This window comes from Kitasatospora sp. NPDC089913 (assembly GCF_044748625.1).
Taxonomy (GTDB): domain Bacteria; phylum Actinomycetota; class Actinomycetes; order Streptomycetales; family Streptomycetaceae; genus Kitasatospora.
Window position 1 is genome coordinate 27699 of record NZ_JBIVGI010000038.1, and the last position, 13746, is coordinate 41444.

Consider the following 13746-nt stretch of genomic DNA (forward strand, 5'->3'; position numbering starts at 1 on the left):
CCGGCCCGGCGCACCGGGACGCGTCAGCCGCGTCCGCCGTCCGGACCGCCCTTCGCCGTGCTGTCCGTCGCCACGCCGTCCGTCTCCGCGCCGTTCCTCGCCACGCCGTCCGTCTCCGCGCCGTTCCTCGCCACGCCGTCCGTCGCCACGCTGCGTGTCGCGACGCCGTCCGGGTCCACCCGTAGCACGGGTCCGGCAGGTCCGGCGGGTCCGGCAGGTCCCGCCGAGCCGCCGACGCGGCCGCAGACCTCGCCGAACAGCCGCTGCCAGGCGTCGGCCACCACGTCGAGCTCGCAGTGGGCGAGCGCGTGCGCCCGGGCCGCGGCGCCGAGTCCGGCCCGGTCGCCGGCCAGCACCTTGGCCAGCGCCTCGGCGAGGGCCGGTGGGTCGCCGGGTGCGACCAGCGCGCCGGTGACACCGTCGCGGACCACCGAGCCGACCCAGCCGACGTCCGTGGCCACGGCCGGCAGACCGGCCAGCGCCGCCTCGATCAGCACCCCGGGCACGCCCTCGCTGTCGCTGCTGAGCAGGACGGCGTCGGCGGCCCGGTAGAGCGGCGCCGGGTCGGCGAGGGTGCCCAGGAAGTGGGCCCGGGTGGCGGCCGGATGTCGCTCCAGCGCGGAGCGTTGCGGGCCGTCGCCGGCGACCGCGAGGCGGACGTCCGGGAGCCGGCCGAGGGCGTCGAGGGCGAGGTCCAGCCGCTTCTCGGGCGCGATCGCGCCGAGCCAGGCGACCAGCAGGCCGTCCGAGGGCAGACCGAGCGCGTGCCGGGCGGCGCGGCGGTCGGCCTCGTCGGCGGCCGGCGGGTAGCGGTCGGCGGCACGGGCGTTGGGGATGGTGCGGACCCGGGCGGCGGGCAGCCGGAAGCGTTCGACGAGCAACTCCCCGGCCTCGTCGGCGAGGGCGGTGACGGCGGCGGCGCGGTGCAGCAGGGCACCGGTGCGCAGTCGGCGGACCGGGCCCGCGGTCCAGTGCCGGGGGTCGCCGATGGAGACGTAGACGAACGGGGTGCGGGTCCCGGCCAGGGCGAGCGCGCAGGCCGGGAGGGTGGAGGAACCGTGGGCGACGACGAGGTCGGCGGTGCGGGCGGCGGTGCGCAGGGCGCCGAGGGTGCGCGGGTGGAGCCGACCGGGGCCGAGCACGGCGGTGGCGCGCGTGTCGGGGGCGTCCGGATGGGCGTCGGGGTGCGGGGCGAGAGCCCGCAGTGCCGAGGCCTGGCCCCTGCGGCACAGTTCGCGGTGCAGGTCGCGGGCGAGGTTCTGGGCGCCGCGACGGCGTGGATCGGTGATGAGGTGAAGGATGCGGGGGCGGGTTCCGGCCGTCCTGACCGGTGTCGCTTCGGGCATGGCAACGACCTTGGCACAGCCTCCCGTCAGGAACGACCCCTTCGCGCAACCCGGCGGTGGTCCGCTGGTCGGCGTACGGCCTCCGGAAGGGCGCCGCCCGGGAGCCGTCGTACGCCCTGCCGGGGGTGAACGCGCCCCGTTCCGCGCTGCCGACCGCCCCCTGACCGTTCGCCGGCGTCCGGTCCGCGGCGCCCCGCCGGCGGCGCACCCCGCCCCGGCGCCGGTCTGACCGAACCGCTGGCGGGCGCCGACCGCGACCTGCGATGCTGAGCGGCAGTCAGGGCGCCCTCCCGGCACGGGAGACCGGGGGCGCCCAGGAGGGCGGGGGTTGGCCTGTGCATGTGCTCTATGTGATCGACAGCGTGAGCCGGGTCGGCGGGGCCGAGCAGGGCCTGGTGGCGATGACCCCCCAGCTGGTACGGGCCGGGGTGAAGCTCGACGTCGCGTACCTCAAGGACTCGCCCGGCGGCTTCCAGCCCGAGCTCACCGCGGCCGGGGCGGACGTGTTCGGGGTCGGCCGGGCCACCCGGGGCGGCACCGTCGCGGCGCTGCACCGGCTGGTCCGCGAGCGGCGGCCCGACCTCGTGCACACCACGCTCTACGAGTCGGACGTGCTGGGCCGGGCGGCCGCGCTGGCGGCCCGCACCCCGGTGGTGACCAGCCTGGTCAACGCGGCGTACGGGCCGGAGCACCGCAACGCGCGCGGACTGAACCCGTGGAAGGTGCGGGCCGCGCAGGCGGTGGACGCCACGACCGCGCAGGGCACCCGGCGCTTCCACGCGCTGACCAGGTACGTGGCCGGGGCGATGGCCCGGCGGCTGCGGGTGCCGTCGCAGCGCATCGACGTCGTGCCGCGCGGGCGCGACCCCGAGCTGCTCGGATCGGTGACGCCGGACCGGCGGGCCGCCGTCCGGACGGCGCTGGAGCTGCCGCAGGACGTACCGGTGGTGCTGGCCGCGGCCCGGCAGCAGTACCAGAAGGGCCTGGACGTCCTGCTGGAGGCCTGGCCGCAGGTGCTCCGGGCGGAGCCGGAGGCGGTGCTGCTGCTGGCCGGCAGCGAGGGCGGCGAGAGCGAGCGGCTGCGGGCGCTGGCCGCGGCGACCGGCGGGGTGCGGTTCCTCGGCCCGCGCGACGACGTCTTCGACCTGATGGCGGCCTCGGACGCGTTCGCGGTGCCGTCCCGCTGGGAGGGGCTCGGCAGCGCGGCGATGGAGGCGATGGGCGTCGGGGTGCCGCTGGTGGCCGCCGACGTGCCGGCCCTGCGGGAGACGGTCGGGTCCGAGGACTACGCCCGGCTGGTGACGCCGGAGCACCCGGCCGCGCTGGCGGCGGCGCTCACCGACACCCTGGAGGACCGGGCCGCGGCGCGGGTGCGGGCGAAGGCGGCGCGGGCCCGGTTCCTGACCTCGTTCACGCTGCACCAGGTGTCGGCGCAGATGGTGGGGTTCTACGAGCGCTCGCTGCGGCTGCGGACGGTCTGAGCGCGCCCCGGGCCCGGACGGTCCGGCCTCCGCCCCGAGCCGGGACACGCCGACGGGTCCCGGCCCCCGCCCCGGAGCCGGGACCCGTCGGCGTGTGCGCCCCCGCCCGGTACGAGGGGCGTACACCGCCGACGGCCCGTTCTGTCCGGATCCGGGCGGGTCGGCGGCCGGTGGACACGATCTCCCGGACCAGTATCGCCAAAGCGGTTGCGCCGCACGTCGGGGCTCGGGAAGCATCGCAAGGGGATCCGGCGGGGGCGGCGGTCGGCGTGCGGCGCACGCGGTGCACCACCGGGCCGGACCACACCGTGGGGAGTACGTCGTTCAGGACGTTGTCCGCGAGTCGTCAGGGGGGCGGGTTGCGACATCAGCCGAGGGATTCCACCGTGCCCGCGAGGGTCTGCCGGTCGCGCCCCGGCGCGTGACCCGACCAGCGGTACCCGGACCCACCGCGCTCCCGGACAGGGGGGCGGCGGGCGCTGACAGCACCACCGCACCACGAACGCGAGGGGATCCAACCGGTGGAACCGGCAAACCACTTCACCGTCCTGCGGCGCTACTGGCGACTGCTCGTCGGCTGCACGCTCGCCGCGCTGGTCGTCGGCTGGCTGCTGACCCCGGCCGGTGACACGGTGGACAACGCCAAATGGAAGTGCAAGGTCGCGATCACCCCGGTCGCCGGCGCCGGCGACACCGTCCGGGCCGACCAGGTGCTCTCCTACGCCCAGGGCGCGGACGTCGCGGCGGCCGCCGCGAAACAGCTCGGCATCGCCGACGCGTCCGAGCTGATCGCCCGCCGGACCGTCACCGCCGACAGCCCCCAGATGCTGACCATCGCCACCACCGGCCCCACCGGGCAGTCCTGCTCCGACCTGGCCACCGCGTACTCGGCCGCGATCATCAAGGGCTACAGCGACGAGTCGGCCCGCAGCGCCGCGGAGACGATCAAGAAGCTGCAGGCCCAGGCGGACGCCCAACAGCAGCAGCTGAACGAGATCCAGGCCCAGTACAACCGCTCCGCCCCCGCCGACCAGCCCAAGCTCCAGCCCAAGCTGACCGCCGCCAACACCTCGCTGACCACCACCCTCACCACGATCAGCAAGCTGGCCAACAGCGCCCAGACCGACGCCATCCAGCAGTGGGGCAGCATCGACGCCCGCCAGGGCACCAGCAACCTGCTCTCCTCCCCCAGCCGCAGCGTCCGGCTCGGCCTGGCGGTGTTCCTCGGCCTGGCGCTCGGCGTGGTCGCGGCGCTCATGCTCAGCCGGATGGACACCCGGCTGCGCAGCCGGAACGCGGTCGAGGAGGCGTTCAGTCTGCCGGTGATCGGCGAGGTGCCGCACCTGTCCCGCCGGCAGCGCCGGGTGCGCGAACCGCTGGTGCGCGCCCGGCCGTCCGACCCGGCCGCCGAGGCCTACCGCTCGCTGCGCTCCACCCTGCTGCTGACCGGCCCGGACACGCTGGCCCGGCCGGCCGGCGGCGACGACGCGAAGCGGACCGTGCCGCGCCCGCTCACCGAACCGGCGCCGGTGGTCCTGGTCGCCTCCGGCGGCAGCCGCGACGGCCGGACCATCACCATCGCCAACCTGGCCGCCGCACTCGCCGAGACCGGCCGCGGCGTCCTGGTCCTGGACTGCGACTTCCGCCACCCGCAGCTGCACACCCACCTCGGCGTGGGCGACGGGCCCGGGATGGCCGAACTGCTCAGCGGTGAGCGGCTCGACGAACTGGACGAGCTGATCCGGCCGACCAACGTCGCCGGGGTCTCGCTGATCACCGGCGGCAACACCACCGCTTACCCGGCGGCCCTGGTACTGCGGGCCGGCGATGTGCTGCGGCGGGTCCGGCCGCACGCGGACATCGTCCTGATCGACACCTCCCCGCTGCTGCACGCCAACGACGCCTACGACCTGGTGCAGCACGCGGACGCCGTGCTGGTCACCGTTCGCAGCGGCAATGTCACCCCCGAACAGGCGGACCGGGTGGCCGAGTTGCTCTCCCGGACCGGGGTCCCGGTGGCGGGCGTGGCACTGCTCGGCACCGACGGCCGCTCCGGTGGGCGGCGGCGCGGGCCCGCGGGCGTCGCCGGGGCGACCGGACCGGCCGGGCGGGGCGGACAGCACCAGCAGCAGCCGACGGCGCTGCCGCGCCGGTCCGGACCGGCGGCGGAGCGGACCTCCGCCCCCGCGCCGGACCGGGCCGCCGAACCGCCCGAGGAGCGCGGCGGCGGACGGACCACCCCCAGCTGGGCCCGGCGCGCGCCGTCCGGGGAGAACGGCACCGGACCGGACAACACCGGCCCGTACCACGCCGGTCCGAACGGCGACGGCCCGACCGGCCCCGACCCGAAGAACGCCGACCCGAAGAACGCCGCCCCGGGTGGCGCCAACGGCCGCGGGTACGGCGGCGACCAGGGCGAACCGGCCCTGCTGCGCGAGGCGGAGGAGCGATGAGCGGACCACTGGACGACCCGCCCCCGGGCGACGCGCCGCCGAACGACCCGCCCCCGGGCGACGCGCCGCCGAACGACCCGCCCCCGGGCGACGCGCCGCGGGCAGCGGAGCCGGGGCCGGAACGGACGCCGGAGCCCGGCCCGGCGGACGCACCCGTGCGGGTGCTGTGGCTGGCCAAGGGCCTCGGCCGCGGCGGCGCCGAACAGCTGCTGCTCAACTGCGCCCGCCACGCGGACCGTTCGCGCTACCGGATCGAGGTCGCCTACGTCCTGCCGTGGAAGGACGCGCTCGCCCCGGCACTCACCGAGGCCGGGGTGACCGTGCACTGCCTGGGCGGCGTCCCCGGCACCCCGGGCCGGGCCGATCCGCGCTGGCCGCTGCGGCTGCGCCGGCTGCTCGTCGAACGCCGGTACCACCTGGTGCACACCCACATGCCGGTACCGGCCGCCGCCGCCCGACTGCTCACCCCCACCCTGACCGGCCCCGGACCGCGGCTGGTGCACACCGAGCACAACGTCTGGGAGCGCTACCGCCCGGCCACCCGCTGGGCCAACGCGCTCACCTACCGGCGCAACGACGCGGTGATCGCCGTCTCGCACGCCGTCGCCCGGACCGTCCCGCCGGGACGGCGCCGCCCCGGCGAGTGGGTCACCGTGGTGCACCACGGCCCCGACCTGGCCGGAGCCCCCGGCGGGCCGGCCGCCCGGGCCGCCGCCCGGGCCGAACTCGGCCTGCCCGACGAGGCGTTCGTCGTCGGCACGGTCGGCAACCTGACCCCCAAGAAGGACCAGGCCACCCTGCTCGCCGCCCACGCCGACCTGCTGCGCCGCCACCCCCGGGCCCGGCTGGTCCTGATCGGCGCGGGGCCCCTCGAGGGGCAACTGCGCGCCCGGGCCGCCGAACTGGGCATCGCGGACGCCGTCCTGATGACCGGGTCGCGCCCCGACGTGCCGCACCTGCTGCCCGCGCTGGACGTGTTCACCCTGAGCTCGCGCCAGGAGGGCCTGCCGGTGGCGCTGATGGAGGCGATGACCAGCGGACTGCCCTCGGTGGTCACCCGGGTCGGCGGCATGCCCGAGGTACTGGACGACGGCGAGCAGGGCTACCTCGTCCCGCCCGGCGACCCGTCCGCGCTGGCCGACGCGTTCGCCCGACTGGCCGAGGAACCTGACCTGCGCGCCCGGCTCGCGACCGCCGCCCGGGAGCGCTCCGAGCGCTTCGACGTGGCGGGCGCCCAGCGCGCCGTCGAGGCCGTGTACACGCGGGTCCTGCGGCACTGAGCGGAGAACCCGCAGCCGGAGCACCCGCAGCCGGAGCACCCCGGAGCACCGACGTTTCCCCGTTGACCCCCCGACCTCCGATGGGAGAGCGAGTCCGGACGTGAGCGCCCTGCCCGCCCCCGCCGAGCTGACCTTCCGCCCGCCGGCCGAGCCCGACCTTCCCGCCGTGCTCGACCTGCTCACCGCCTCGCTGGCGGGCGGACCCACCGGCACCCGCACCGCCGAGTTCTTCGCCTGGAAGCACCTCCGCAATCCCTTCGGCGCCAGCCCCGGGCTGGTCGCCGAGACCGCCGACGGGCGACTTGCCGGGGTCCGCCTCTTCCTGCGCTGGCGGTGGCAGGCGGGCGGAGCGGACGGCCGCCCGGTCAACGCCGTCCGCCCCGTGGACACCGCCACCCACCCGGACTTCCAGGGCCGCGGCATCTTCCGCCGGCTCACCCTGGACCTGCTCGACCAGGTCGCCGGGGACACCGAGCTGGTGTTCAACACACCCAACGGCAACAGCCTGCCCGGCTACCGGAAGATGGGCTGGCAGGAGCTGGGCCGGGTACCGATCGCGGTCCGCGCCGTACGCCCGACCGCCTTCGCCCGGGGGGCGCGCGCCGCCCTCGCCCGCCGTCCGGCCGCCGCGCCGGCCGGCCCCCCGGACTGCCGACTGCCCACCGCCCGGGCCTGGTTGGCCGACCCGGCGGTGACCGGCGTGCACGGCCCGCTGGCCGAACTGCTGCGCGAACGCGCCGCCGCCGACGCCACCGACCCCCGGCTCGCCGTCCACCGCACCCCGGAGTTCCTGCGCTGGCGGTACGGCGAGGCACCCGGCCTGGACTACCGGGTGCTCACCGTGCACCGCGGCGGGGAACTGACCGGCCTGGCCGTCGGCCGGCCCCGACGACGCGGCCCGCTGGCCGAGTTCACCCTCGCCGACCTGGTGGTCCGCCCCGGCGACCGGGACAGCGCCGTCCGGCTGCTGCGCGCCGCCGCCCGCGAGTCCGGCTGCGACCACGTCGCCACCCACCTCTCCCCCGGCACCGAGGCCGCCGACGCGGCGCTGCGGGCCGGCTACCTGCGGGCCCCGCGCACCGGGATGACCCTCGCCGCCCGCGGCCCGGGCGGCGCCACCCCGCTCACCCTGGCGGACTGGCGCTTCAGCCTCGGCGACCTGGAGGTGTTCTGATGGCGGCGCCCGGGGGACCGGGCCCGGCGGCCACCGCCCCGGCGGTGCTCCGGCGCGTCCCCCGGCCCGCCCCGGCGGTGCTCCGCCGTGTCCCCTGGCCGTCCGCCCTCGCCGCCGCGCTGGTCACCGGCTACGTCACGCTCTTCGTGCTCGCCTCGGTGCACACCTCGTACGACACCTGGGGCGCGCTGCTGATCCTCCCGGCGCTGATGGCCATCGGCACCCCGCTGCTGGCGCGGATCGCGGCCGCCAACCCCGAGCGGGACGTCTTCCGGCTGCTGCTGCTGGCGATGACCGCCAAACTGCTCTGCGCCTTCCCCCGCTACCTGATGGCCTTCGTGCTGTACGGGGGCGCGGCCGACGCCAAGATGTACCACCAGAAGGGCACCGAGCTCGCCGCCTACCTGGACCAGGCCGACCTGCTCGGCGGCGTCCACTACGACCTCGGCATGAAGGTCGCCGGCACCGGCTTCGTCATCATCGTCACCGGCATCGTGTACGCGATCACCGGCCCCTCGCTGATCGGCGGCTTCCTGGTCTTCTCCTGGCTGGGCTTCTGGGGCCTGCTGCTGTTCTGGCGGGCGCTGCAGATCGCCTTCCCCGAGGCGGACACCCGCAAGTACGCCAAGCTGGTCTTCTTCCTGCCCTCGCTGCTGTTCTGGCCCTCCAGCATCGGCAAGGACGCCTGGATGATGTTCTGTCTGGGCCTCACCACCTACGGCACGGCACGGCTGCTGGACCGGCGGTTCGGCGCCTTCTTCTGCATCGCGCTGGGCTCGGTGGGCACCGCGATGGTGCGCCCGCACGTCACCGCGCTGGCCGGGGCCGGGCTGATGGTCGCGTACGTGCTGCGCCGCCGTCCGCAGCAGGCCAGCGCGCTGGGGCCGCTGCGCACCATCCTGACCGCGGTGGTGCTGGGCGCGATGGCGGTGCTGATGCTCCAGCAGGTCTCGACCTTCTTCGGCACCGACGGGACCGGCGGAGACGCCGTGAACCAGGTGCTCTCGGAGACCTCCAGACGCACCAGCCAGGGCAATTCGATGATCAACGCGACCGCGCCCGAGGACGCCGCGCCGCAGTTCAGCCTCAATCCGGCGGGGCTGCCGGTCGCGGTGATCAGCGTGCTGTTCCGGCCGTTCCCGTTCGAGGCCTCCAACATCCAGAACCTGATCCAGTCGGTGGAGTGCTTCGCGCTGCTGGTGATGTTCATCAGGGCCTGGCCCCGGCTGTCCCGGCTGCCCCGGCTGTTCGTGCAGCGCTCCTACGTGGCCTTCGCCGCCGTCTACACGCTGCTGTTCTGCTGGGCCTTCTCGACCATCAACAACATGGGCATCCTGTCCCGCGAACGGGTCCAGGTGCTGCCGCTCGCCCTGGTGCTGCTGGTCGTCCCGGCCACCACCGCGAGCCGGGGCCGCACCGCGGTCCGCCGGCCGCCACCGGTCTGGCGGGTCTCGCCCGGGCAGTGGGGCGCCCGGCGGACGCCCGAGCCGCCGGGGCCACCGGCGGCACCGTCCGTGCCCGCGGCGGCGGCACCGCCCGTCCGGCTCACCGTCCCGCCGTCGTCCACCGCCTCACCCTCGTCCATCGTGTCACCGTCGTCCACCGCTCCACCGTCGTCCACCGCTCCACCGTCGTCCATCGTGTCACCGTCACCGTCAACGTCCCAGGGGGGATCGACCGCGCCATGACCACCGACACCCTTGCCCTGCCCGCCGCCCTCGGCGGCACTCCCGCCTTCCCCGACGGGCTGCCGCTCACCCGGGTCCAGGTGCCCGACCGCGCCGCGCTGCTGGAGCGGCTCGGCACCGTGCTCGACAGCGGACAGCTCACCAACGGGCGCACCGTCGCCGAACTCGAGGAGGCCGCGGCCGCGCTGCTGGAGGTGCCGCACGTGGTGGCGGTCTCCAACTGCACGACCGGACTGATGCTGGTGCTCCAGGCCGCCGAGGTGGACGGCGGGCGCGCGGTGGTGATGCCCGGCTTCACCTTCTCCGCCACCGCGCACGCCGCGCACTGGGCCGGTGGCACCCCGGTGTTCGCCGAGGCCCGCGAGCGGGACATCACCCTCGACCCGGAGGACGCCGCCGCCCGGCTGGCAGCCGCCGACCGCCCGGCCGCGCTCATGGCCACCCACGTCTACGGCACGCCCTGCCAGGTCGAGCGCCTGCAGGAGGTCGCCGACGCCGCCGGGGTGCCGCTGGTCTACGACTCGGCGCACGGCTTCGGCAGCCGTCGCAAGGGCGTGCCGGTCGGCAACTTCGGCTACGCCGAGGTGTTCTCGATGAGCCCCACCAAGGTCGCGGTGGCCGGCGAGGGCGGCCTGGTCGCCACCCGGGACGCCGCGCTCGCCCGGCGGCTGCGCACCGCCCGCGACTACGGCAACCCCGGCGACTACGACACGCTGTTCCCCGGCCTGAACGCCCGGATGAGCGAGCTGCACGCCGCCGTCGGCCTCAACTGGCTGGCCGGACTGCCCGAGCGGGTGGCCCACCGGGGCGCGCTGGTGGCCGAGTTCGCCGCCGTCACGGCCGGGCTCCCGGGGCTGCGGCTGGCCCTGCCGGAGGAGGGCGACACCTCCACCTTCAAGGACCTCACGCTCGTCCTGGACGCCGCCGCGTTCGGCCTCGACCCGCGCGGGCTCGCCGACGCCCTGCGGGCGGAGGGGATCGACTCGCGCCGCTACTTCCACCCGCCGGTGCAGCGCCAGCGGGCCTACGCCCACCTCGGCCAGGCCGAGGCGCTGCCGCTCACCGACCGGCTCGCCGACTCGGTGCTGACCGTGCCGCTGTGGTCCCAGATGGACGCGCCGACGGTCCGCCGGATCGCCGAGGCGGTGGCCCGGATCCAGCCGTACGCGGAGCGTCTGCGCTCCGCCTGATCCGACCGCGCCGGGCCGCGTCCCCGTTACGCGGATCGGGTGAACGCGGCTGGACCGCGGGGACCCCCGGTCGGCAGGATGTCCGGCCGGGGCCCGTGGTCCCGTCCCACCTCTCCCCGTACGGATTTGGAGTTCCCGGTGCTCAAGGGATTCCGCAGCTTCCTGCTGCGTGGAAACGTCGTCGACCTCGCGGTCGGCATCGTGATCGGCGCGGCCTTCACGGCCGTGGTCACCGGGTTCGTGACCGCCTTCCTCACCCCGCTGATCGGGGTCGCGACCGGCGCGGTCGGCGACTTCACCCTGAAGACCTTCGACGTGGCCGGCACCCGGTTCCCGTACGGCGTCTTCGTCAACGCGCTGATCAGCTTCCTGCTGGTCGCCGCGGTGATCTACTTCATCGTGGTGGTGCCGGTCGGCAAGCTGCAGGCGCGGCTCGACGGCGACAAGCCGGCGCCGGTCGCCAAGGCGGACTGCCCGGAGTGCCTGAGCAGGATCCCGGTCGCGGCGGTGCGCTGCTCGTTCTGCACCTCCGAGGTGGCCGGACTGCCGGGCTTCCCCGCCCAGAACGGCGGCACGCCCCGCCCGGCCGAGGTGCGCTGAGCGGACGCGGCGCCGCTGCACCGGGACGCGGTGCACGGCCCGGTGGCCGCTCGGTGGCCACCGGGCGGCGGTCCGGCGTCGGGCGGGCGGCAGGCCGGGGGCGGACCGGCGGCAAGTCGGGGGCGTTCCAGCGGGGTTCGGCCTCCCCGGCCGGCCGGGAGCGACCCGGGTCCGGCCCGTCCGGGGCCCGGACGGGCCCCGCGAACTGCCCGGACGGACCCCGCGAATGCTCTGACGGGGACTTTATCCCCGAAACATTCACGAGCCCCCGCCACACCGTCGGCGGGGGCTCGAATGCGCCGGTACACGCCCTGCCCGCAGAAGTTTCTTCGACAGTCCCCGAACCGTCCACCGCCCCGTCACCGCACGGGGCTTCGACGGGCGCGTGCGGGCCCCGTTCGAGCCCCCGGAGCGGGCACGGAGTGGCCTGAAGTCATCGCCAATTTGTCCGTTCTTACTACTTTCGAAACCTTTGTTCGAGCGAAGCTTGTGTAAACACTCGAACTGCTCCGCCTCCCAGTCTCCTCAGTAGGCTCGTTGTGGGCTTACCGTATGCCCCATGACCTCGCCCCGCTCCTACGACGGAGTCGGCTACCCCTCTCCGTCCTTCTCCTCCGGCACGCCCATCTACGACAGCCTCGTCGCAGAGCGCGGTGTCCCGCAGATCGCGCCCATCAACGTGCCGGCCGCCCTGCCGCCGGCCCTGTCGACCGGTTACGGATCCGGCCTCCCCGGCCAGTCCTACGAGAACCGGTACGGCTCCGGGTACGACAGTCCCGGTGGCAACCTCCCCGCCCTGCCGCCGGCCCGCCTCGCCCTGGGCCCCGGCCCGAGCAGCGCCCCCTCCGGTCCGGCCACCACGTACATCCCGGCGCAGCCCGCCCCCGCGTACGCCGCCGCGCCCCAGCCGGCGGTCCCCGGGTACGGCGCTCCGCAGCCCTACCTGCCCGGCCAGCGCCCGCAGGTTCCGACGCCGGGCTTCACCCAGGCCTCCACCGGCGGGTACCAGCCCTCCGGCGGCCAGAGCTTCGGTGGCCAGAACACCTTCGTCGGCGGCAACGGCGGACAGCAGACCTTCGGCGCCCAGCCGGCCGGTCCGCACGGCACGGCCGGCCAGCCCCAGGGCGGCCCGCAGTCCTTCGGCGGCCAGCAGTCGTTCGGCGGCCCGCAGGGCTTCGGCGGCCAGGGCGGCCACCAGGGCGGCTTCGGCGGCTCGGCCGACCAGTCCTTCGGCGGCGCCCAGCTGCGTCCGGCCGTCACCCCGGTCGCCCCGGTCCGCCCGATGCAGCCGCAGCGGCCCGGCCCGTACGGCGAGCACGGCCAGTACCAGCAGGGCTACCAGCCGCAGGCACAGGGCTACTGACACCACCCGGTCCGGACCCCCACCCGGCCCGGACCCGCACCACCTGAGCACCACCCGGCGCGCACCGAACGACGCCGGGCGTACGGAGAAACGGGTCATCCACGGACCGCCCGGAACGCCGCCCCACACCGGCGTTCCGGGCGGTCCGTGCGCGTTCGGGCAACGTGTCGGGGCAGCGTGTCGGACAACCTCCCGGGGCAACGTCCCGGGGCAACGAGCCGGGGCACGTGCCGCCGCAGCACCGGGGACTCACCCGCGGCCGGTCCCGGCGGTGCTGGCAGGATGGAGACATGCAGCTCACCGGACTCCACGTCTACCCCGTCAAGTCCATGTACCGCCTGAGCCCCGAGAGCGCTCCCGTCGAACCGTGGGGTCTGGCCGGCGACCGCCGCTGGATGCTCGCCGACGCCACCGGCCGTTTCGTCAGCCAGCGCGAGAACCCGGCCCTCGGCCAGGTCCGCACCGGGCTCACCCCCGCCGGCGCCCTCGTCCTCACCACTCCCGGCGGCTCCCGCGCCGAGATCCCCGCCCCCTCGGTCGCGCTCGGTGACCAGCTCGCCGACGTCGAGGTCTGGGGCACCCGCTTCCACGCCGCCGAGGCCGAGAAGGAGGCCCAGCTGTGGATCGCCGAGCAGCTCGGCGACTACCGGCTGGTGCACCTGGACGACCCGCGCGCCCGGCCCGTCGATCCGGGCTTCTCCTCCCCGGGCGACACGGTCTCGATGGCCGACGGCTTCCCGCTGCTGCTCGCCACCACCGCCTCGCTGGCCGAGCTCAACCGGCTGATCGCCGAGGCGCACCCGGACGGCCACGAGACCCTGCCGATGGAGCGGTTCCGCCCCAATGCGGTGGTCTCCGGCAGCGACGCCTGGGCCGAGGACGGCTGGCGCCGGATCCGGATCGGCGAGCTGACCTTCCGGGTGGTCAAGCCCTGCGGGCGCTGCGTGGTGACCACCACCGACCAGGAGAGCGGCGAGCGGCGCGGCCCGGAGCCGCTGCGCACCCTGGCCAAGCACCACCGGCTGCTGAAGAAGGCCGCCTTCGGGCAGAACCTGATCCCGGAGCGCCCGGCGGGCGTCGAGGGCGATGTGCTGGGCACGCTGCGGCTCGGCGACGAGGTCGAGGTCCTGGAGGACGGCATGGTCTGGCCGTCCGACCGGCTGGTCTGAGC

At 75.8% G+C, this 13746-nt stretch carries 10 protein-coding genes; 9 read left to right on the forward strand and 1 reads right to left on the reverse strand.

From position 1 onward, the window contains the following. Positions 1-23 precede the first annotated feature (23 nt). Complete coding sequence (locus ACIPYS_RS36190; protein ID WP_400754296.1) at positions 24-1346, reverse strand: glycosyltransferase family 4 protein; 1323 nt, start codon at positions 1344-1346, stop codon at positions 24-26. Positions 1347-1696: 350 nt separating this feature from the next. Between ACIPYS_RS36190 and ACIPYS_RS36195 the strand changes: the two genes are divergently transcribed. The 9 genes from ACIPYS_RS36195 to ACIPYS_RS36235 all read left to right on the forward strand — a co-directional run bounded on the left by ACIPYS_RS36195 (position 1697) and on the right by ACIPYS_RS36235 (position 13744). Beyond that, complete coding sequence (locus ACIPYS_RS36195) at positions 1697-2827, forward strand: glycosyltransferase family 4 protein (protein WP_231978403.1); 1131 nt, start codon at positions 1697-1699, stop codon at positions 2825-2827. A gap of 521 nt (positions 2828-3348) precedes the next feature. Beyond that, positions 3349-5280 carry a hypothetical protein gene (locus ACIPYS_RS36200; RefSeq protein WP_400754300.1) on the forward strand — a complete coding sequence of 644 codons (1932 nt, stop codon included), beginning with the start codon at positions 3349-3351 and terminating at the stop codon, positions 5278-5280. Then, positions 5277-6560, forward strand: a complete 1284-nt coding sequence (locus tag ACIPYS_RS36205) for a glycosyltransferase (RefSeq protein ID WP_400754303.1) — start codon at positions 5277-5279, stop codon at positions 6558-6560. The genes ACIPYS_RS36200 and ACIPYS_RS36205 overlap by 4 nt, the downstream gene beginning before the upstream one ends. A gap of 100 nt (positions 6561-6660) precedes the next feature. Continuing rightward, positions 6661-7734 carry a GNAT family N-acetyltransferase gene (locus ACIPYS_RS36210; RefSeq protein ID WP_231978405.1) on the forward strand — a complete coding sequence of 358 codons (1074 nt, stop codon included), beginning with the start codon at positions 6661-6663 and terminating at the stop codon, positions 7732-7734. After that, positions 7734-9422 (forward strand): hypothetical protein, encoded by a 1689-nt coding sequence (locus ACIPYS_RS36215; protein ID WP_400754306.1) that lies wholly within the window; start codon positions 7734-7736, stop codon positions 9420-9422. Before ACIPYS_RS36210 ends, ACIPYS_RS36215 begins: the two co-directional genes overlap by 1 nt. Beyond that, positions 9419-10612 carry a DegT/DnrJ/EryC1/StrS aminotransferase family protein gene (locus ACIPYS_RS36220; protein ID WP_093864719.1) on the forward strand — a complete coding sequence of 398 codons (1194 nt, stop codon included), beginning with the start codon at positions 9419-9421 and terminating at the stop codon, positions 10610-10612. The genes ACIPYS_RS36215 and ACIPYS_RS36220 overlap by 4 nt, the downstream gene beginning before the upstream one ends. Positions 10613-10750: 138 nt before the next feature. After that, positions 10751-11212, forward strand: a complete 462-nt coding sequence (gene mscL / locus ACIPYS_RS36225; protein ID WP_093864720.1) for a large conductance mechanosensitive channel protein MscL — start codon at positions 10751-10753, stop codon at positions 11210-11212. A 559-nt stretch (positions 11213-11771) separates the two neighbouring features. Beyond that, positions 11772-12575: a DUF6643 family protein gene (locus ACIPYS_RS36230; RefSeq protein ID WP_400754311.1), complete on the forward strand. Its 804-nt coding sequence runs from the start codon at positions 11772-11774 to the stop codon at positions 12573-12575. Between the two features lie 290 nt (positions 12576-12865). After that, positions 12866-13744 (forward strand): MOSC domain-containing protein, encoded by an 879-nt coding sequence (locus ACIPYS_RS36235; RefSeq protein WP_093859394.1) that lies wholly within the window; start codon positions 12866-12868, stop codon positions 13742-13744. Positions 13745-13746 lie beyond the last annotated feature (2 nt).

Excerpts from the sequence above, each read along its gene's own strand:
- ACIPYS_RS36190 (WP_400754296.1), bottom strand. The coding sequence starts at position 1,346 with ATGCCCGAAGCGACACCGGTCAGGACGGCCGGAACCCGCCCCCGCATC.
- ACIPYS_RS36205 (WP_400754303.1), top strand. The coding sequence starts at position 5,277 with ATGAGCGGACCACTGGACGACCCGCCCCCGGGCGACGCGCCGCCGAAC.
- ACIPYS_RS36215 (WP_400754306.1), top strand. The coding sequence starts at position 7,734 with ATGGCGGCGCCCGGGGGACCGGGCCCGGCGGCCACCGCCCCGGCGGTG.
- ACIPYS_RS36220 (WP_093864719.1), top strand. The coding sequence starts at position 9,419 with ATGACCACCGACACCCTTGCCCTGCCCGCCGCCCTCGGCGGCACTCCC.
- ACIPYS_RS36230 (WP_400754311.1), top strand. The coding sequence starts at position 11,772 with ATGACCTCGCCCCGCTCCTACGACGGAGTCGGCTACCCCTCTCCGTCC.
- ACIPYS_RS36235 (WP_093859394.1), top strand. The coding sequence starts at position 12,866 with ATGCAGCTCACCGGACTCCACGTCTACCCCGTCAAGTCCATGTACCGC.